This is a genomic window from Enterobacter cloacae complex sp. SHL020 (genome assembly GCF_049236945.1).
Lineage (GTDB): Bacteria > Pseudomonadota > Gammaproteobacteria > Enterobacterales > Enterobacteriaceae > Enterobacter > Enterobacter dykesii.
Genome location: NZ_JBMKJF010000002.1, coordinates 585,060 through 602,717, shown reverse-complemented (window position 1 = coordinate 602,717; position 17,658 = coordinate 585,060). Strand labels below are relative to the sequence as shown.

Genomic DNA, 17,658 nt, shown 5'->3' with positions numbered 1-17,658 from the left:
GTCGGGTAACCCGAAGGATTACCCCTGCCCGTAGCGCTCTAAAAGCGCCTCCGCGATAGCCAGCGTTTCGCGATCGGCCACGCCGTCCCAGCGCGCCGGGCGAAAATGCATCTGAAACGCGACGATCACGCGCTTCTGCTGCGCGTTCGTCATGTTATCGGTCACCTCATAGCCGTAGCGCGCCAGCAGATCGAGCAGTACCTTTTGCTCCACGAGCTCATCGCGCGGCTTACCGTTCAGGTAAAATGCCACCCGAGCCGGGTCGGGCCACGCGCCGATACCCTGCATGGCCAGCGCCTGCCACGGGAACAGCGGGCCGGGATCGTCTTTACGCTGCGGGGCGATGTCCGAATGGGCCACCACATTTTCAGGTCTGATGTTGTAGCGGGCAATAATGTCTTTTGCGAGCGGCACCAGCGCCGCAATTTGCGCCGGCTCAAACGGCGTAAAATGCTTAACGCCCGACGTTTTTTGCCAGCCACGGTTCTCAAGCTCAATGCCGACAGACGTATCGTTAATCCGGTTGGTGCCGCGCCAGAAGCTGATGCCCGCATGCCAGGCCAGTTCGCTTTCGGGCACCAGCTGCCAGATGCGCGGCTTACCGTCCGGTGCCGGGGGTTTAGCCGGGATCAAATAGTGAGAGCTGACGTTCTTATCCGTCAGCGTGGCCAGCGAGCTGTCAAAGTCATCCGCGGTGTAGTGGATCACCAGCACCTTGATGCGCGGGTAAGCCGCCTGCGCCTGATGGCGCGTGTCCAGCTCGTAGGCACCTTTGTCGATAATCCCTTTTTCCGTGACGCATCCTGCCAGCAGCAGCGCCAGCAGGAGCGTGGCAAGCGAACGCCTCATCGGAGGGTTTTCACCGCCGTACCGCTTACGCTCACCATCAGCATGCTGGCATCTTTCCCGACCGTTTCGTAGTCGATGTCAATCCCCACGACCGCGTCCGCACCGAGGGCTTCCGCCTGCTCGCCGAGCTCTTTAAAGGCGATTTCACGCGCTTTGCGCAGCTCTTTTTCGTATGCACCCGAGCGGCCGCCCACGATATCGCGGATACCGGCAAAAAAGTCACGGAAGATATTGGCGCCGAGAATCGCTTCACCGGTGACCACGCCGCAATACTCGGTTATTGTCTGCCCTTCCAGGGTTGGCGTTGTAGAAAACTGCATGGTTTCTCTCCTTCTTTAGCGTTCAATGCCTTAGGCACAGCATTATCGGTTCGTTACGCTATGATTGAAAGGATAGTTAATAAATAAGGAAATCAACATGCGCTATTCTGCTTTAACACTTTTCGTGCCCTGCGCGCTGGTGCTCAGCGCCTGTACCACCACGGTCACGCCAGCCTTTAAGGATATCGGTACCCGCAGCGGCCCCTGCATTGAGGGCGGCCCGGACGCCGTGGCGCAGCAGTTCTATGATTATCGCATTCAGCACCGCAGCAACGATCTCACCGGCCTGCGCCCGTATCTGAGCGATGGACTGGCAAAACTGCTTAACGACGCCACCCGCGATCCGCAGCATAACGCCCTGCTGAAATCCGACCCGTTCTCCAGCCGCGCCACGCTGCCGGACAGTGCTGAAGTAGCCAGCGCGTCAACCATACCGAACACGGATGCCCGCAATATTCCGCTGCGCGTGAAGCTGACGCAGGGAACCCAAACCTGGCAGGATGAAGTGCTGATGATCCGTGAAGGACAGTGCTGGGCGGTTGACGACGTGCGCTACGTTGGCGGCAGCGTTCATGCCCCGGCAGGCACGCTTCGCCAGTCGATTGAGAATCGCTAAACCCGCCGATACAACCCGGTAACCCCCGTAAAATGTGCGGCATTTCATGCGGAATGCCGACATTTATACTCACCGACCTTACCGTTCGCTATTTTGTGCTATGTTTAAGAGGAAACACGGGTTATATTTAACTTTTAACGCAGAAATATTGCATAACTATTCTGTCAACGGTACTATCTGCGGCCTCAATTGCTATAGATTGCCTGGATGAGTAAAGACTGCCCCGATGAGTATTAAACTAAACGGCATTAACTGCTTCTACGGCGCACACCAGGCGCTGTTTGACATCACGCTGAACTGCCCGGAAGGCGAAACGCTGGTTTTGCTTGGCCCAAGCGGTGCAGGCAAAAGCTCCCTTCTGCGCGTCCTTAATCTGCTTGAAATGCCCCGTTCAGGTACGCTGGCGATTGCCGGTAACCATTTTGACTTCGCAAAAACGCCGTCTGATAAAGCGATTCGCGAACTGCGTCAAAACGTCGGCATGGTCTTCCAGCAATACAATCTCTGGCCGCATCTGACCGTCCTGCAAAACCTGATTGAAGCGCCGTGCCGCGTGCTGGGGTTAAGCAAGGATCAGGCGATCGCGCGCGCCGAAAAGCTGCTGGATCGTCTGCGTCTTAAGCCATACAGCGACCGCTTTCCGCTGCACCTTTCCGGTGGTCAGCAGCAGCGCGTAGCCATTGCCCGCGCGCTGATGATGGAGCCTGCGGTACTGCTGTTTGATGAACCGACCGCGGCGCTGGACCCAGAAATCACCGCCCAGATCGTCAGCATCATTCGCGAGCTGGCGGAAACCAATATTACGCAGGTTATCGTTACCCACGAAGTGGAAGTGGCGCGTAAAACCGCCAGCCGTGTGGTCTACATGGAAAACGGGTATATCGTTGAGCAAGGTGATGCGAGCTGCTTCGCGAACCCGCAAACCGATGCCTTCAAAAACTATTTATCTCATTGATTGTGTCAGGGGAAATATAATGAAAAAAGTATTACTTGCCGTGCTGCTTGCTGGCGTTACCCTTTCCGCTACCGCAGCCCAGACCATTCGTTTCGCCACGGAAGCGTCTTACCCTCCGTTTGAGTCCATTGATGCGAACAACAAAATTGTTGGCTTCGACGTGGACCTGGCTAACGCCCTGTGTAAAGAGATCGACGCGACCTGTACCTTCAGCAACCAGGCGTTCGACAGCCTGATCCCAAGCCTGAAGTTCCGCCGTATCGACGCCGTGATGGCCGGTATGGACATCACCCCGGAGCGTGAAAAGCAGGTTCTGTTCTCTACGCCTTACTACGACAACTCCGCCCTGTTCATTGGTCAAAAAGGTAAATTCACCTCTGTCGATCAGCTGAAAGGCAAAAAAGTCGGCGTGCAGAACGGCACCACGCACCAGAAATTCATCATGGATAAACATCCGGAAATCACCACCGTTCCGTACGACAGCTACCAGAACGCGAAGCTGGATCTGCAAAATGGCCGTATCGACGGCGTATTTGGCGATACCGCTGTCGTGACCGAATGGCTGAAAGCCAACGACAAGCTGGCGCCAGTGGGCGACAAAGTGACCGATAAGGATTACTTCGGTACCGGTCTGGGGATTGCCGTTCGTCAGGGCAACACTGAGCTGCAGCAGAAATTCAACGCTGCGCTGGAAAAAGTGAAGAAAGACGGCACCTACGAAACCATCTACAAAAAATGGTTCCAGAAGTAATACCTGATGAATGAAATTTTTCCTTTAGCAAGCGCCGCCGGGATGACCGTCGGCCTTGCCGTTTGCGCACTGATTATCGGCCTCGTGCTGGCGATGTTCTTTGCGGTGTGGGAATCCGCGAAATGGTTCCCCGTCGCCTGGACAGGCTCCGCGCTGGTCACCGTGCTGCGTGGGCTTCCGGAAATTCTGGTGGTCCTGTTTATCTATTTCGGTTCCTCACAGCTGCTGCTCACGCTGTCTGACGGCTTCACGATCAATCTTGGCTTTGCGCAGATCCCGGTGCAGATGCAGATTGAAAACTTCGACGTCAGCCCGTTCCTGTGCGGCGTGATTGCCCTCTCCCTGCTCTACTCCGCGTACGCGTCGCAAACCCTGCGCGGTGCGCTGAAGGCCGTTCCGCAGGGGCAGTGGGAGTCCGGCCAGGCGTTAGGCCTGTCGAAATCAGCCATCTTCTTCCGTCTGGTCATGCCGCAGATGTGGCGCCATGCCCTGCCGGGCCTCGGCAACCAGTGGCTGGTGCTGCTGAAAGATACCGCGCTGGTGAGCCTGATCAGCGTTAACGATTTGATGCTGCAAACCAAAAGCATCGCCACCCGTACCCAGGAGCCCTTTACCTGGTACATTGTGGCGGCGGCTATCTACCTGGTGATCACGTTGCTTAGTCAGTACATCCTCAAGCGTATTGACCTGCGTGCGACGCGCTTTGAACGGAGACCAGGCTGATGCTTGAATATTTCCCCGAGTTGATGAAAGGGCTGCACACCAGCCTGACGCTGACCGTGGCGTCCATTATCGTGGCGCTGATCCTGGCGCTCATCTTCACCATCATCCTGACGCTGAAAACGCCGGTGCTGGTGTGGATTGTGCGCGGCTACATCACCCTGTTTACCGGTACGCCGCTGCTGGTGCAGATCTTCCTGATTTACTACGGCCCGGGCCAGTTTCCGTCGCTGCAGGAGTATCCGGTTATCTGGCATCTGCTTTCTGAACCGTGGCTGTGTGCCCTGATTGCCCTTTCGCTGAACAGTGCGGCCTATACCACCCAGCTGTTCTACGGGGCGATCCGCGCCATTCCGGAAGGACAATGGCAGTCCTGCGGAGCGCTGGGCATGAGCAAGAAAGACACGCTGGCGATCCTGCTGCCATACGCCTTTAAGCGCGCGCTCTCCTCTTACTCCAACGAAGTGGTGCTGGTGTTCAAGAGTACCTCTCTGGCCTACACCATCACCCTGATGGAGGTAATGGGTCACGGACAGCTGCTGTACGGGCGCACCTATGACGTGATGGTGTTCGGTGCGGCAGGCGTGGTCTATCTGGTGGTTAACGGCCTGTTGACGCTGATGATGCGCCTGATCGAGCGTAAAGCGCTGGCGTTTGAGCGCAGAAATTAACCACTCGAGTGCATAAAACTAAATTCATGAAGCGGGTAACCCGATGGGTTATCCGCTTTTTTTTGCCACATAAATAATACTTAATCATTTTTATTGCATATAAATTCATTAAATGGCATTGTACATCCAGGCCGCAGACACGGCGCATCAATAAGACAGACGGGAGCATTACAATGAAAAAGTTAGTTCTGGCCGCATTACTTGCCACCTTCGCCGCTGGGGCATCCGCTGCGGATAAAATCAATTTTGGCGTGTCCGCCACCTATCCGCCGTTCGAATCGCTGGATGCCAGCAACCAGATCGTCGGTTTCGATATCGATCTGGCGAAAGCGCTGTGCAAACAAATGCAGGCCGACTGCACCTTTACCAACCATGCCTTCGACAGCCTGATCCCGTCGCTGAAGTTCAAAAAATACGACGCGGTGATCTCCGGGATGGACATCACCCCTGAGCGCAGCAAACAGGTGGCGTTCACCGACCCGTACTACGCCAACTCGGCGGTAGTGATTGCGAAGAAAGGCGCTTATACCTCTTTCGATCAGCTGAAAGGCAAACGCATCGGGATGGAAAACGGCACCACGCACCAGAAATATCTTCAGGACAAACATCCAGAAGTGAAAACCGTGGCCTATGACAGCTACCAGAACGCGATTATCGACCTGAAAAATGGCCGCATCGACGGCGTGTTCGGCGATACCGCGGTGGTGAACGAGTGGCTGAAAACCAACCCTCAGCTGGGCACCGCAACGGAAAAAGTGACCGATCCGCAGTACTTCGGCACGGGCCTCGGCATCGCGGTACGTCCGGATAACAAAGCCCTGCTGGAAAAACTGAACGGTGCGCTGAAGGCGATTAAAGCGGACGGGACGTATCAGAAAATCAGCGAGCAGTGGTTCCCGCAGTAAGATTTTTTGCCGGGTGGCTCGGCCTACGGGGGTGGTAGTCTGTAGGCCTAGCCACCCGGCAATTTCTCACAACGGCACAAAGAACCTGAACCGCGCCCCGCTCACCGACTCCATCAGCCTGATCCCGCCGCCGTGCAGCTCCAGCATACGTTTCACGATTAACAGCCCCAGCCCGCCGCGATTCTCCCGCGATGCCTGGGTATTCAACGCCGATGGCCGCTGGAACAGATCGTCGCGCAGCGCGGCATCCACGCCCGTTCCGCTGTCAGCCACTTCAACCTGAAGCCGTTCATTCTCCTGCCAGACCGCCAGACGAATTTCCCCGCCAGATGGCGTATGGCGCATCGCGTTATCGAGCAGGTTGGTCACCACGCGTTCGATCATCGACACGTCGGCGTTAATCAGCGGCAGCGGTCCCGGCACGTCAATATGCAGATTCACCTCGCGCGTGCGGGCGGTGAGCTCAAACTTCTGCGCCACGTCGGAAATCAGCTCCCCCATCGCGAAACGCTCGCGCTGCGGCTTAATGCCGCCGTGCTCAAGGCGCGCCAGCTCGAACAGCTGCTGCGAAAGATGACGGACTTTTTGCCCCTGACGCAGCGCGGTGGTGAGATACTGCTGGTGCTCCTGCGGCGTCAGCGTGGCGGACTTCAGCGACAGGGTTTCCAGATAGCCCAGCAGCGAGGTCAGCGGCGTGCGTAAGTCGTGCGAGATATTGGCGATAAATTCCCGGCGCTGGCGATCGCTGTCGGCCAGCTGGTCCCACTGGCGGGTGATTTTGCGCGCCAGCTCGATAAAACTGTTGCGCAGGATCGCCACTTCATCCTTTGCCGCCGCGTCCGACGGCTGTGCCGCCAGCTGCCTGATAGCACTGATGCTGTCCTGCTCCAGCCCGGCGACTTCGACCGTCAGCTGTTTTACCGGGCGCGTGACCCAGTACCAGACCAGTAAACCTGCCAGCAGGCCAAACAGCGCGACCCACAGCATTGACCACAGCACCGTGCTCCACAGCGCCTTGTGCCAGGCCATTTCCGCCAGGGTGTTGGACTCCTCGCCTTGTAAAATGATGTACAGGTAGCCTTTTAACTCGCCGTCCTGCCGCAGCGGCGTGGCGCTAAAGACCTTTTTATTTTGACTGCGAGGATCGTCGCCCAATACCGGCATGGGCGCGCCGCTCAGGAAGCTCTGCACCGGCGCCAGGTCGATTTTTTGCCGCTGAATATGGCCCGGCGGTGCGGCATCGGCGAGGATATCGCCGTCCGGGGAGACGACGTACAGCTCAACGCTCGGATTAAAGGTCATCAGCCGATCGAACAGCGGCTTGAGTGCCGTTCGGTCGACCCTGCCCTGCCCGTCCAGAATCGGTTCCCGCTGAACAATCTGCTGCGCCAGCCCGCCCGACAGCCGCTGCACCATCGCGTTACCGTACTGCGTACTGCTGTAGAGCTGTACCGCGCAGGCGACGGTGGCGCAGAGCATCATCAGCAGGATGAACAGCAGCGTCAGGCGCTGGCTCAGGCTAAAGCGGCGCATCATGATTTGGCTCCGCAAATTTATAACCCTTGCCCCAGACGGTGCGAATAATCTCCGGCTCGGCGGCGTCCTTCTCAATCTTGATGCGCAGGCGGTTGATATGGGTATTGACGGTGTGCTCGTAGCCTTCGTGCTGGTAGCCCCAGACCTGCTCCAGCAGCGCCAGACGGGAAAACACCTCGCCGGGATGACGGGCAAAAAAGTACAGCAGCTCGAATTCACGCGGGGTGAGATCCACCACCTGGCCGTGAAGCAGCACGCTGCGCGCCAGCGGATCGATGGTCAGACCGTGGGCCTGAATTTGACCGTCGGTTTGCGCCTGCCCCATCGCCTGCTGGCGGCGGAACAGCGCTTTGATGCGCGCAATGAGTTCCTGCACCGAAAACGGCTTAGCCAGATAATCATCGGCGCCGGTTTCCAGCCCTGTGATGCGGTCGGTTTCGCTGCTGCGGGCGCTGATGATGATCACCGGCAGGTAGCGCGTCATCTGACGGATACGGCGGCAAATCTCCAGACCGTCAACGCTGGGCAGCATCAGGTCGAGGATCACCGCATCCCACGGCTGTTTTTCAAGACGCAGTAAGGCCTTGCCTCCGTCGGGCTCGTGGGTGATGGCGTAGCCTTCGTCTTCTAAATTGAGTCGCAGAAGCGCCGCGATATCGTGGTCGTCTTCCACCAGCAGGATCTGCTTCATGGGTAAGCCTTTATTCATCTCTTATGACGTAAGCTTACCTGATTTCGCAGGAATGAAGAGTTCACATTTTGTTTAAGACTTCACGAGCAGCGTCAATACTTCGTAATGGGCGGTATGCGGGAACATATCGAAAAGCTGAACGCGTTCAATGCGGTAGCCCGGCAGGCTGGCAATGTCTTTCGCCATGGTCTGGGCGTTACAGCTGGAATAGACGATGTACTCGGGCGCCATCTGGCTCAGATAGTCGCACAGCGCCTTGCCGATGCCGCGACGCGGCGGGTTGACCAGCACCAGCTCCGGCACGTTTCCCTGGCCGGTCGCGAACTGCGTGGAGTCGAGCGCCTTGAAGTGCAGATTCGTTAACCCCAGCCCGGCGGCGGACTGTTTCGCGCAGGCAATCGCTTCGGCAGAGATCTCAATGCCGGTGAGCTGCATTTCTGGCGTCGCGCAGTGCAGGCCAAAGCCGCCCACGCCGCAGAACAGATCCCACATATGCTGGATGTTTAACGCACGCACCCAGTCGCGGGCGGTGGCGTACAGGCTGATTGCCACGGTCGGGTTAGTCTGGAAGAAGCTTTGCGGGCGGATCCACAGCGGCACGCCGTTGAAGTTTTCGGCCAGCGCGTGCTGGTCGGTGAAGAAAATCTCTTTCTCCCCTTCCATGATCGCCATATGCACCGGCTGAATATTTGCGGTAATGACCTTCAGCTGCGGCAGCTGTTCCTGCAGCCACGGCAGCGCCGCGCGCAGCTGCTCCAGCTTGGCTTCGGAGCGCAGCACGAAGCGCAGCATCATGCCGCCGTCAATCTGGCTTTCCGTCAGCAGAAGGTATTTCAGCTCGCCGCGCCTGCGGGCCACGCTGTAAGGCGTTAACCCTGCCCGCGCGATAAACGGTTTCAGCGCGGCAAAGACGGGTTCAAACGAGGCGGGATACAGCGGGCAGTCGGTTAAATCTTCCGGCGTGCCGTCGCGGTGCAGCATCCCCAGCAGCGGCTTTTCAACGCTGCCGCTGACCACCATTTTGGCTTTATTACGAAAGCCCTGATCCGGGCCGCTGACGGGTGCGCACCACTCGCCCACCGCGTGTGCTGCCAGCAGCTGTTGCAGGTCGGCCATTTTGGCGGTGAGTTGTTGAGAGACCGGCTGTTCTATCCACTGACAGGAGCGGCAGCGTCCGGCGTCATAGAGTGCGCACTGCATATGAAAACCTTAAGAATCACGAGGGCTGCGATTATACACATTATTGCAGGCGGAAGAACCGCCGACTGGAGGCGGGAACAAACAGCAGGAACAGAACCAGCATGTCCGGCAGTTTTTGCATAAACAGCGCGCGCAGGATCTCGCGCTTGGATTCCCCGGCAATGCTGAACAGCTCCGGGTAGCCGTATCCCAGCGAGGCGGCCCACAGATAGCTGGCGGCGGTAATTTGCGTCAGCAGATAGACCCAGCGCGCCCAGTTGCGCCCTTTGACCAGCGAAAACGCGCAGTAGATCTCGATAAACACCAGCACCAGGCTGCTCAAAAAGACCAGCGTCAGATTCCACGTCTGCACGCTGCGGTGAATGAATTCACCGATGCCGCGCACGCCCAGTGTGTTCAGAATCATCAGCACGTCCAGGCAGCGGATCATAATAATGGCGAGCGCCGCCACCTGAACCAGTGCAGGTACGTTAGGACGCGCGTGCGTAATACGTGATTTTTTTAATAATCCCAATGTTTTACTTCCCTGAAAAACAGTGCCGCGTCATGCGCGGCACATCACTGGAAATTTTAAATCCTTCAGCCGCGTCTTGCACGCTGGATATCGCGCACGCGCTGTTTTTCCGCGCGCGCCATCAAATACCAGGCGATAAATCCGACAATTCCGACCACGCCGAGGATGATAGAGGCCAGGGCGTTGATCTCCGGGTTGACCCCCATGCGCACGCTGGAGAAGACCAGCATCGGCAGCGTCGTCGCGCCCGGTCCGGAGACAAAGCTGGCGATAACCAGATCGTCAAGGGAGAGCGTGAACGCCAGCAGCCAGCCGGAGATCACCGCCGGCATAATCATCGGCAGGGTAATGATGAAAAAAACCTTCAGCGGCGTCGCGCCAAGATCCATCGCCGCCTCTTCAATGGAGCGATCCAGCTCGCGCAGGCGCGAGGAGATCACCACCGCCACGTACGCGGTACAGAAGGTGACGTGCGCCAGCCAGATGGTGAGCATGCCGCGATCCGCCGGCCAGCCGATGGCGTGCGCCAGGGCTACGAACAGCAGCAGCAGCGACAGACCGGTGATCACGTCCGGCATCACCAGCGGGGCGGTGATCATAAAGGCAAATCCATTCGAACCGCGAAAACGGCCGAAACGCACCATCACCAGCGCGGCGATCGTCCCCAGCACGGACGCCATGGTCGCCGCCAGCGCCGCAATGGTCAGGCTCAGCCCCACCGCGCTCATCATCGCATCATCGTGGAACAGCTCGCTGTACCAGCGCGTCGACCAGCCCGCCCAGACCGTTACCAGCTTAGAACTGTTGAAGGAGTAGATCACCAGCATCAGCATCGGCGCATACAGGAAGGTAAAGCCAATAACCAGGATCGCTATTCGCCACGGGGAGCGCACTACCGGTAAGTTGTTCATCCGTGATCTCCCATCTGTTTCTGCTGATGCTTGTGGAACCACATGATCGGCACGATCAGCAGCAGCAACATGACAATCGCCACCGCAGAGGCCACCGGCCAGTCGCGGTTATTGAAGAACTCCTGCCACAGCACGCGGCCAATCATGATGCTGTCCGGGCCGCCGAGCAGCTCCGGGATCACGAACTCACCTACCGCCGGGATAAAGACCAGCATTGACCCGGCGATAATGCCGCCTTTGGTCAGCGGGACGATCACGCTGAAGAAGGTCTTCAGCGGACGCGCGCCGAGATCGAGCGACGCTTCCACCAGCGAATAATCAATGCGCGTCAGGGCCGTATAGATCGGCAGCACCATAAACGGCAGGTAGGCGTACACAATACCGATATAGACCGCGAGGTTGGTGTGCAGGATCGTCAGCGGCTGATCGATAACCCCGAGCCACATGAGAAAGTTATTCAGCACGCCGTTGTTTTTCAGGATCCCCATCCAGGCGTAAACGCGGATCAGGAACGAGGTCCACGACGGCAGGATCACCAGCAGCAGCAGGATGTTGCGCGTCGACGGCTTGCTGTGCGCCACCGCCCACGCCAGCGGGTAGCCCATCACCAGACAGCAGAGCGTCGAGATCGCCGCCACCTGCAGCGACTGCAGATAGGCTTCGAAATAGAGCGGGTCGTCGGTGAGCTGCAGGAAGTTGCCGAGATTAAGCGTCAGCGTAAGCTGCCCGTCGGCCCAGTCCAGCAGGTTGGTATAGGGCGGGATCGCCCGCGCCATCTCCGCCAGGCTTATCTTGAAAACAATCAGAAACGGCAGCAGGAACAGCAGGATCAGCCACACGTACGGCATGGCGATCACCAGCTTGCGGCCGTGTTTCATCTGCATGCGCGTCAGAAAACCGGCAAAGGCGCCCGGCTTTTCTGCGCGTGCTGGAGGTTCAAGTGTGCTCATGATCGCTCCTTATACCGTCAGCACGACGCAGCTGTCAGCATCCCAGCACAGGCGCACTTCGTCACCCCAGGTCGGCTGCCCCTTGCGATAGCGATGTTCGTTCTGTAGCTGCGCGCTGAGCATCTGCCCGCTTTTCAGGCGCACGTGATAGATGGACAGATCGCCAAGATAGGCAATGTGCACCACTTCGCCGACGGCAAAGTTATAGCCATCGGCAGGCGGATCCTCACAGAGCATGATCTTCTCCGGACGCAGCGCGACGTAGACCGGCACGTTGTCCACCACCGAGTTATCCGGATCGACCTTAAGCGGATGCTGCAGCCCCGGCGATTCGATGACCAGGCCATCTTCCTGACGATCTTTCAGCAGCCCTTCGAAGACGTTGACCGAGCCGATGAACTCCGCGCTGTAGCGGGTGGTCGGATGCTCATAAATCTCTTCCGGCTCGCCAATCTGCACGAACTTCCCGCGGTTCATGATCGCGATACGTCCGGCCATGGTCATCGCCTCTTCCTGGTCGTGGGTGACCATCACGCAGGTCACCCCCACGCGCTCGAGGATATCCACCACTTCGAGCTGCATACGGTCGCGCAGCTTTTTATCCAGCGCGCCCATCGGTTCGTCGAGCAGCAGCAGTTTCGGGCGTTTTGCCAGACTGCGGGCCAGGGCCACGCGCTGGCGCTGGCCGCCGGAGAGCTGGTGCGGTTTGCGCTTCGCAAACTCCTGCATGTGCACCAGGCTCAGCATTTCGGCCACGCGCGCGGTAATTTCGGCCTTCGGCAGCTTGTCCTGCTTCAGGCCAAAGGCGATGTTCTGCTCCACCGTCATGTGCGGGAACAGAGCGTAGGACTGGAACATCATGTTAATCGGGCGCTGATACGGCGGCACGCTGGAGAGATCCACGCCATCGAGCATGATTTGCCCGGCGGTGGGCTGTTCAAAACCGGCCAGCATACGCAGCAGGGTCGATTTACCGCAGCCAGAAGCCCCCAGAAGGGCAAAAATTTCGCCTTTATAGATAGTCAGGCTGACGTCGTCCACGGCATGCTGGCCATCGAAAGATTTGGTGAGGTTACGAATTTCAAGAAGCGGGGTCAGCGCTTTACGGACTTTCGCCTGCGGGCGGGGGATCGCGTCATTCACGGGGTGTTCTCCGGCAGAAATCAAAACATGGTGCAGGCGCACCAGAACGGTGCGCCTGTTGCCGGGGCGCTTCGCTTCCCCGGCCTACAACAACGGGTTATTTACCGCTTTTCACCTTGGTCCACGCGCGGGTACGCACGCGGTCAATTTTTGGATCCTGGACTTTCAGGGTGAAGAGCTTGGCGAACACATCCGCTGGCGGATAGATAGCCGGGTTATTGCGGATCTCTTCGCTCACCAGCGGCACGGAGGCCTTGTTACCGTTCGCGTAGTAAACGTGGTCGCTGATGTGGGCGATAACCTCAGGACGCATCAGGTAGTTGAGGAACTGATAGGCTTCGTCTTTGTTTTTCGCATCAGCCGGCATCGCGAAGACGTCGAAGAAGGCCAGCGCCCCCTCTTTCGGAATGAAGTAAGAGACGTTCACGCCGTTTTTCGCCTCTTTCGCGCGGTTAGCCGCCTGCCACACGTCCCCTGCCCAGCCGATCGCGACGCAGATGTCGCCGTTCGCCAGGTCGTTGATGTACTGGGACGAGTGGAAGTAACGAATGTTTGGACGCAGCTTCAGCAGCAGATCGGTCGCCGGGCCGGTGTAATCATCGGCTTTACTGCTGTTCGGGTCTTTGCCCAGGTAGTTCAGCACGGTGGCGAAAATCTCTTCCGGCGCATCCAGGAAGGAGACACCGCAGCTTTTCAGCTTCTCAAGGTTTTCCGGCTTCAGCACCACTTCCCAGCTGTCCAGCTTGACGTCCGGGCCCAGCGCCGCTTTGACTTTATCCACGTTGTAGCCGATACCGGTGGTCGCCCACAGGTAAGGCATGGCGTATTTGTTGTCCGGGTCATGCTTCGCCACCAGCTTCAGCACTTCCGGATCGAGGTTTTTCCAGTTCGGTAACTTGCTCTTGTCCAGCGGCTGGAAGACGCCTGCCGTCAGCTGGCGCTCGAGGAAGCTTGCGGAAGGCACCACGAGGTCAAACCCGGTGCTGCCCGCCATCAGCTTTCCTTCCAGCACTTCGTTGGAATCGAACACGTCGTAGACCACTTTAATGCCGGTCTCTTTTTCAAAATTTGCCACCGTGTCCGGCGCAATATAGTCAGACCAGTTGTAAACGTGCAGCGTTTTTTGTTCCGCAGCGAGCGTGCCGGCAGAGACGGCCATCAGAGCACCCGCAACCAGACCCGATAACCATTTTTTATTCAAGGCGATCATAGTGTTATTCCTTCTGAAAGCTCGTTAACAAACGAACTAAAACTGTGCAATCTGAAGATATGCAATAATCATGCATAGTTTGTCGCTCTGCTCGAAATAAAAAGAAACCTCTTTACCCGGCAGCTTCCGCTCGCTTTTTTAAGCATCGCAAGAATAACTGTAGCCCGTGTCTCCGGCTATAGCCCAGACGAAAAAACGCCTTTTATCAATTTTTTATGCAGGTTATGTCTACGTGATAAGCCGAAACGGCCTTCAGGGAGGTGAAAAATTCTTTAAAGAAAGGTTAAAAGCAGCAGAAAAAATGGCCTTCTGCAGCCGCTATGGCAGCGACTGCGCAAAAGTCAGACAGGCTTAGTGAAGAAAATTGGGAGATGCATCATTATTCTCTGCATCATCTTCCGCGCTATACAGCAGATGGTGTGCATTGGCTTCCATCATAACCATGGAAATTTGCTCTTCGCTCAAGCGCATAAACCAGGAGAACTGCTTGAACGACAGCCCTGCCCCGGAGAATAAAGACTGGCAAACGACCAGTTTTGGCAGATTATCATCCTGTATGTCGAGAAATGCCTTCACCGTCAAAGAACTGGCATTGATTGCCGACAGGTCGGAAGCCAGCGCCAGCAGCGCGGAGGGCTTCACTTCTGCCAGCGCGGAGAAAAGGATCACGTCGTTAATGAGATCGATTTTGGCATCGAAAATGCCGTCGAAATTCTGCATATGAGGCAGATGCAGCGCCTGGCAGGAATCGCATTCGAAGAACGTAATTCCGGCATCATCAAGCCATTGACGTAACGTATCCAGTGTAGGTACGACCTGTAAATCCATCGCTGTGCAGCCTCTTAAATAAAAACTTTGCATAGATTACGCAAAAAGTGCGTTCAATACCATTTAACCGCCCGTTTTCAGACAGTAGCCCGGCGTGGCATGACGCTCGATCCATGCGATCATTTTACCCGCAATATCGACACCTGTGGTTTTTTCCACGCCTTCCAGCCCCGGCGAGGCGTTCACCTCCATGACCAGCGGCCCGCGCGTCGCCCGCAGAAGATCTACACCCGCCACGTCCAGCCCCAGGGTTTGCGCCGCTTTTACGGCAATTTCCCGTTCGCGATCGCTGATATCAGCTACCCGTGCCACGCCGCCGCGGTGAAGGTTAGAGCGGAAGTCGCCCTCTTTCGCCTGGCGCTCGATGGCCGCCACCACCTCATTGCCGACCACGAAGCAGCGAATATCGCGCCCTTTCGCCTCTTCGATGTACTCCTGCACCAGGATGTGCGCATTGAGGCCCCTAAAGGCGTCAATCACGCTCTCCGCCGCCTGACGCGTTTCCGCCAGCACCACGCCAATGCCCTGCGTGCCTTCCACCAGCTTAATCACCAAAGGCGCGCCGCCCACCATGTCGATAAGATCGCTGGTGTCGTCAGGTGAATGGGCAATCCCCGTGACCGGAAGATCGATCCCCTGACGGGCGAGGAGCTGCAGCGAGCGCAGCTTGTCGCGGGCGCGGGAAATAGCAACGGATTCGTTAAGCGGATAGCTGCCCAGCATCTCAAACTGGCGCAGCGCGGCGGTGCCGTAATAGGTGATCTGGGAGCCGATGCGGGGGATCACCGCATCAAAGTGCGGCAGCTTGCGGCCTTTGTAGTGAATCGACGAGGCGGCCGGGTCAATGTTCATATAGCAGGACATCGGGTCGAGGATCTCAACCTGATGCCCGCGTTTCGCCGCCGCTTCTCGCAGACGCTTACATGAATAGAGCGTTCCATCCCGGGACAATATGGCAATTTTCACCCTGCACCTCTCTGAAGACATGGAAAAAGCCTGCATATCATATACGCAGGCAGGCGCAGGCGGAATGGACTATCGCGTCGCCCAGCCCTGTTTGTGCAGGTAATCAAGAATAAACGGGCGGTTTTCTTTAATGATGGTGCGACGAATATGGTCAGTCCAGGTATCGCGACGATTATTGCTGCCGCGCGTCAGGTAGTAGTTCGCCAGTTCTTCGTCATATTGATTCAGAACGTCCCGATCGACCGGCTGGTAGTGGTTTTCGTGCACCAGCATGGCGGCAGGAATGCGCGGCTTCAGATCCGGGTTATCCGCAGGCCAGCCGAGGCACAGGCCGAACAGCGGCAGGACGTGTTTTGGCAGCTTCAGCAGCTCGGTCACGCTTTCGATGTTATTACGCAGGCCGCCGATGTAGACACCGCCCAAACCCAGCGACTCCGCCGCCGTAAAGGCGTTTTGCGCCATCAGTGCGGTATCCACCACGCCCAGCAGCAGCTGTTCGGCCAGCCCCAGCTGCGCTTCAGGGCAAATTTGCAGGTGGCGGTTAAAGTCGGCGCAGAACACCCAGAACTCCGCGGCCTGGGCCACATGCTTCTGTCCGCCGGTCAGCGCGACCAGCTGTTCACGCATGGCCGGGTCGGTGATGCGGATAATCGAGCTGCACTGCAGGAAGCTGGAGCTGGAGGTCGCCCTGGCGCTGTTAATAATCGCTTCGCGCTGCGCCTCGGTAATCGGCTCGTCGGTGAAGTGGCGAATGGAACGGTGGGATGTGAGCAGGTCTATGGTTGGCGTCATCTTGTCTCTCTTTGTCTTGCTTAAACCGTATGGCAGCCAGTATAGGCAATGATTTGAGCGGTGTAATTGGCGAAACATAGCCTTACTGTATCAAAGCGACAGGCGAAACCTTCTTTAATGGCGACAGGTTATCGGGCACTATATGTCCTATTCGCCGTCAGGCTTGTTTTTTGAGGAGAGAGAAATGTTTGCAGTAATTTTTGGTCGTCCAGGGTGCCCTTACTGTGTGCGCGCGAAAGAGCTGGCTGAGAAACTGACCGAAGAGCGCGATGACTTCAACTTCCGCTACGTGGACATCCACGCGGAAGGCATCACCAAAGCGGATCTCGAAAAAACCGTCGGCAAGCCGGTTGAAACCGTACCGCAGATCTTCCTCGATCAGAAACACATCGGCGGTTGCACTGACTTCGAAGCCTACGCCAAAGAGCATCTGGGCCTGTTTGCCGCCCAGTAATGCGAAGACGCCCTCACCCGGAGGGCGTTTTTATTTGTGGTGCCGTTGATGCTTAATCAGGCTGCACACAAACAAATAGCACAGCGCGCCGAGGGCGCACCAGAAGACGCCGCTCAGCAACCACGCCAGCTCCTGCCAGAAACTTCGCGTTGATACATACAGCATGCGCATCAGCAGCAGACACAGCGGTGCCGCCAGCATTGCGCCAATAAGCGGCTTGACCACCTCCCCTTTACGGGAAAGAAAACTGGCAGCCGCTCCCGGCAGGGTAAAAAAGAGCAGCCCCAGCTCCGGATGTCCGGCAGCCCTGAATGCCCCTTTCACATTAAAAGCGAGCGACATGCACACGACGGTAAACAGCAAAAAGCAGCTGATCACCCCCGCCCAGTTTCGTTTAATGTTCAAACTATCCTCCTGACTTATCTCTATCAAATACACCTTCGTCGGGTAGACGCCCAGTCAGATAAAGCAATGCGGCAATCCATGCCAAAGTACGCAATGGGTGATGCGATAATAGGTAGCTGTCAGTAGCTAATACGATTAAACTATCGGCCAGCTAATGTTTTAGGGAATAAATTAGGTAACAGGGAGGGTTGAACGCGTTCCCTGGCTCAGAAAACAGTAGCCCAAATAGTCCTTTCATTCAACAACTTACTGGTAAACAAGAAGTTAGCCT

Annotated in this window: 21 protein-coding genes; 7 read left to right on the top strand and 14 right to left on the bottom strand. The window is 57.1% G+C overall.

All coding sequences use genetic code 11. The features are described from left to right. Positions 1–18 precede the first annotated feature (18 nt). The gene (locus ACOTZB_RS07985; protein ID WP_421626842.1) at positions 19–849 is read right to left on the bottom strand and encodes an N-acetylmuramoyl-L-alanine amidase; all 831 of its coding nucleotides are present in this window, start codon (positions 847–849) and stop codon (positions 19–21) included. Further along, positions 846–1,169, bottom strand: a complete 324-nt coding sequence (locus ACOTZB_RS07980) for a heavy metal-binding domain-containing protein (RefSeq protein WP_023310944.1) — start codon at positions 1,167–1,169, stop codon at positions 846–848. The genes ACOTZB_RS07985 and ACOTZB_RS07980 overlap by 4 nt, the downstream gene beginning before the upstream one ends. Before the next feature lie 97 nt (positions 1,170–1,266). Here ACOTZB_RS07980 and ACOTZB_RS07975 point away from each other — a divergent pair, with 97 nt between their 5' ends. The 6 genes from ACOTZB_RS07975 to artJ all read left to right on the top strand — a co-directional run bounded on the left by ACOTZB_RS07975 (position 1,267) and on the right by artJ (position 5,787). Beyond that, positions 1,267–1,785, top strand: a complete 519-nt coding sequence (locus ACOTZB_RS07975; protein WP_047653153.1) for a lipoprotein — start codon at positions 1,267–1,269, stop codon at positions 1,783–1,785. Positions 1,786–2,011: 226 nt separating this feature from the next. After that, positions 2,012–2,740, top strand: a complete 729-nt coding sequence (gene artP / locus ACOTZB_RS07970; RefSeq protein ID WP_047061479.1) for an arginine ABC transporter ATP-binding protein ArtP — start codon at positions 2,012–2,014, stop codon at positions 2,738–2,740. A 19-nt stretch (positions 2,741–2,759) separates the two neighbouring features. Then, positions 2,760–3,491, top strand: a complete 732-nt coding sequence (gene artI / locus ACOTZB_RS07965; protein ID WP_033145049.1) for an arginine ABC transporter substrate-binding protein ArtI — start codon at positions 2,760–2,762, stop codon at positions 3,489–3,491. 6 nt (positions 3,492–3,497) lie between these two features. Further along, positions 3,498–4,214: an arginine ABC transporter permease ArtQ gene (gene artQ, locus ACOTZB_RS07960; RefSeq protein WP_023310941.1), complete on the top strand. Its 717-nt coding sequence runs from the start codon at positions 3,498–3,500 to the stop codon at positions 4,212–4,214. Continuing rightward, complete coding sequence (gene artM, locus ACOTZB_RS07955) at positions 4,214–4,882, top strand: arginine ABC transporter permease ArtM (RefSeq protein WP_023310940.1); 669 nt, start codon at positions 4,214–4,216, stop codon at positions 4,880–4,882. The genes artQ and artM overlap by 1 nt, the downstream gene beginning before the upstream one ends. Before the next feature lie 173 nt (positions 4,883–5,055). Then, positions 5,056–5,787 (top strand): arginine ABC transporter substrate-binding protein ArtJ, encoded by a 732-nt coding sequence (gene artJ, locus ACOTZB_RS07950; RefSeq protein WP_021240923.1) that lies wholly within the window; start codon positions 5,056–5,058, stop codon positions 5,785–5,787. 66 nt (positions 5,788–5,853) lie between these two features. On the opposite strand, the gene ACOTZB_RS07945 is transcribed toward artJ, so the two are convergent. The 11 genes from ACOTZB_RS07945 to nfsA all read right to left on the bottom strand — a co-directional run bounded on the left by ACOTZB_RS07945 (position 5,854) and on the right by nfsA (position 16,528). Further along, positions 5,854–7,323: a sensor histidine kinase gene (locus ACOTZB_RS07945; protein WP_257829431.1), complete on the bottom strand. Its 1,470-nt coding sequence runs from the start codon at positions 7,321–7,323 to the stop codon at positions 5,854–5,856. Beyond that, positions 7,307–8,014 (bottom strand): response regulator transcription factor, encoded by a 708-nt coding sequence (locus tag ACOTZB_RS07940; protein ID WP_033145045.1) that lies wholly within the window; start codon positions 8,012–8,014, stop codon positions 7,307–7,309. Before ACOTZB_RS07940 ends, ACOTZB_RS07945 begins: the two co-directional genes overlap by 17 nt. A 72-nt stretch (positions 8,015–8,086) precedes the next feature. Then, a complete protein-coding gene (rlmC, locus tag ACOTZB_RS07935) occupies positions 8,087–9,214 on the bottom strand; it encodes a 23S rRNA (uracil(747)-C(5))-methyltransferase RlmC (RefSeq protein WP_421626841.1) in 1,128 nt (375 codons plus the stop codon). A gap of 40 nt (positions 9,215–9,254) precedes the next feature. Continuing rightward, positions 9,255–9,728: a YbjO family protein gene (locus tag ACOTZB_RS07930; protein WP_024907853.1), complete on the bottom strand. Its 474-nt coding sequence runs from the start codon at positions 9,726–9,728 to the stop codon at positions 9,255–9,257. Positions 9,729–9,793: 65 nt separating this feature from the next. Continuing rightward, entirely contained in the window at positions 9,794–10,639 is an 846-nt protein-coding gene (potI, locus tag ACOTZB_RS07925) for a putrescine ABC transporter permease PotI (RefSeq protein WP_047653159.1), read from the bottom strand. Next, positions 10,636–11,589: a putrescine ABC transporter permease PotH gene (gene potH, locus ACOTZB_RS07920; RefSeq protein ID WP_023335064.1), complete on the bottom strand. Its 954-nt coding sequence runs from the start codon at positions 11,587–11,589 to the stop codon at positions 10,636–10,638. Before potH ends, potI begins: the two co-directional genes overlap by 4 nt. Positions 11,590–11,598: 9 nt before the next feature. After that, complete coding sequence (gene potG / locus ACOTZB_RS07915; protein WP_024907855.1) at positions 11,599–12,732, bottom strand: putrescine ABC transporter ATP-binding subunit PotG; 1,134 nt, start codon at positions 12,730–12,732, stop codon at positions 11,599–11,601. Positions 12,733–12,829: 97 nt separating this feature from the next. Then, positions 12,830–13,942, bottom strand: a complete 1,113-nt coding sequence (gene potF / locus ACOTZB_RS07910; RefSeq protein WP_421626840.1) for a spermidine/putrescine ABC transporter substrate-binding protein PotF — start codon at positions 13,940–13,942, stop codon at positions 12,830–12,832. A gap of 351 nt (positions 13,943–14,293) precedes the next feature. Next, positions 14,294–14,770, bottom strand: a complete 477-nt coding sequence (locus ACOTZB_RS07905; RefSeq protein WP_014169308.1) for a YbjN domain-containing protein — start codon at positions 14,768–14,770, stop codon at positions 14,294–14,296. A 63-nt stretch (positions 14,771–14,833) separates the two neighbouring features. Further along, positions 14,834–15,736, bottom strand: a complete 903-nt coding sequence (gene rimK / locus ACOTZB_RS07900) for a 30S ribosomal protein S6--L-glutamate ligase (RefSeq protein ID WP_029739445.1) — start codon at positions 15,734–15,736, stop codon at positions 14,834–14,836. Positions 15,737–15,805: 69 nt separating this feature from the next. Beyond that, positions 15,806–16,528, bottom strand: coding sequence for a nitroreductase NfsA (gene nfsA, locus ACOTZB_RS07895; protein ID WP_421626839.1), 723 nt, complete (start codon positions 16,526–16,528; stop codon positions 15,806–15,808). 184 nt (positions 16,529–16,712) lie between these two features. Here nfsA and ACOTZB_RS07890 point away from each other — a divergent pair, with 184 nt between their 5' ends. Next, positions 16,713–16,982 (top strand): GrxA family glutaredoxin, encoded by a 270-nt coding sequence (locus tag ACOTZB_RS07890; RefSeq protein WP_006809455.1) that lies wholly within the window; start codon positions 16,713–16,715, stop codon positions 16,980–16,982. A gap of 30 nt (positions 16,983–17,012) precedes the next feature. On the opposite strand, the gene ACOTZB_RS07885 is transcribed toward ACOTZB_RS07890, so the two are convergent. After that, complete coding sequence (locus ACOTZB_RS07885) at positions 17,013–17,387, bottom strand: inner membrane protein YbjM (RefSeq protein WP_214576294.1); 375 nt, start codon at positions 17,385–17,387, stop codon at positions 17,013–17,015. Between the last annotated feature and the right edge of the window lie 271 nt (positions 17,388–17,658).

Coding starts and splice junctions, on each gene's coding strand:
- ACOTZB_RS07985 (WP_421626842.1), bottom strand. CDS start 849: ATGAGGCGTTCGCTTGCCACGCTCCTGCTGGCGCTGCTGCTGGCAGGA.
- ACOTZB_RS07980 (WP_023310944.1), bottom strand. CDS start 1,169: ATGCAGTTTTCTACAACGCCAACCCTGGAAGGGCAGACAATAACCGAG.
- ACOTZB_RS07975 (WP_047653153.1), top strand. CDS start 1,267: ATGCGCTATTCTGCTTTAACACTTTTCGTGCCCTGCGCGCTGGTGCTC.
- artP (WP_047061479.1), top strand. CDS start 2,012: ATGAGTATTAAACTAAACGGCATTAACTGCTTCTACGGCGCACACCAG.
- artI (WP_033145049.1), top strand. CDS start 2,760: ATGAAAAAAGTATTACTTGCCGTGCTGCTTGCTGGCGTTACCCTTTCC.
- artQ (WP_023310941.1), top strand. CDS start 3,498: ATGAATGAAATTTTTCCTTTAGCAAGCGCCGCCGGGATGACCGTCGGC.
- artM (WP_023310940.1), top strand. CDS start 4,214: ATGCTTGAATATTTCCCCGAGTTGATGAAAGGGCTGCACACCAGCCTG.
- artJ (WP_021240923.1), top strand. CDS start 5,056: ATGAAAAAGTTAGTTCTGGCCGCATTACTTGCCACCTTCGCCGCTGGG.
- ACOTZB_RS07945 (WP_257829431.1), bottom strand. CDS start 7,323: ATGATGCGCCGCTTTAGCCTGAGCCAGCGCCTGACGCTGCTGTTCATC.
- ACOTZB_RS07940 (WP_033145045.1), bottom strand. CDS start 8,014: ATGAAGCAGATCCTGCTGGTGGAAGACGACCACGATATCGCGGCGCTT.
- rlmC (WP_421626841.1), bottom strand. CDS start 9,214: ATGCAGTGCGCACTCTATGACGCCGGACGCTGCCGCTCCTGTCAGTGG.
- potI (WP_047653159.1), bottom strand. CDS start 10,639: ATGAACAACTTACCGGTAGTGCGCTCCCCGTGGCGAATAGCGATCCTG.
- potH (WP_023335064.1), bottom strand. CDS start 11,589: ATGAGCACACTTGAACCTCCAGCACGCGCAGAAAAGCCGGGCGCCTTT.
- potF (WP_421626840.1), bottom strand. CDS start 13,942: ATGATCGCCTTGAATAAAAAATGGTTATCGGGTCTGGTTGCGGGTGCT.
- ACOTZB_RS07905 (WP_014169308.1), bottom strand. CDS start 14,770: ATGGATTTACAGGTCGTACCTACACTGGATACGTTACGTCAATGGCTT.
- nfsA (WP_421626839.1), bottom strand. CDS start 16,528: ATGACGCCAACCATAGACCTGCTCACATCCCACCGTTCCATTCGCCAC.
- ACOTZB_RS07890 (WP_006809455.1), top strand. CDS start 16,713: ATGTTTGCAGTAATTTTTGGTCGTCCAGGGTGCCCTTACTGTGTGCGC.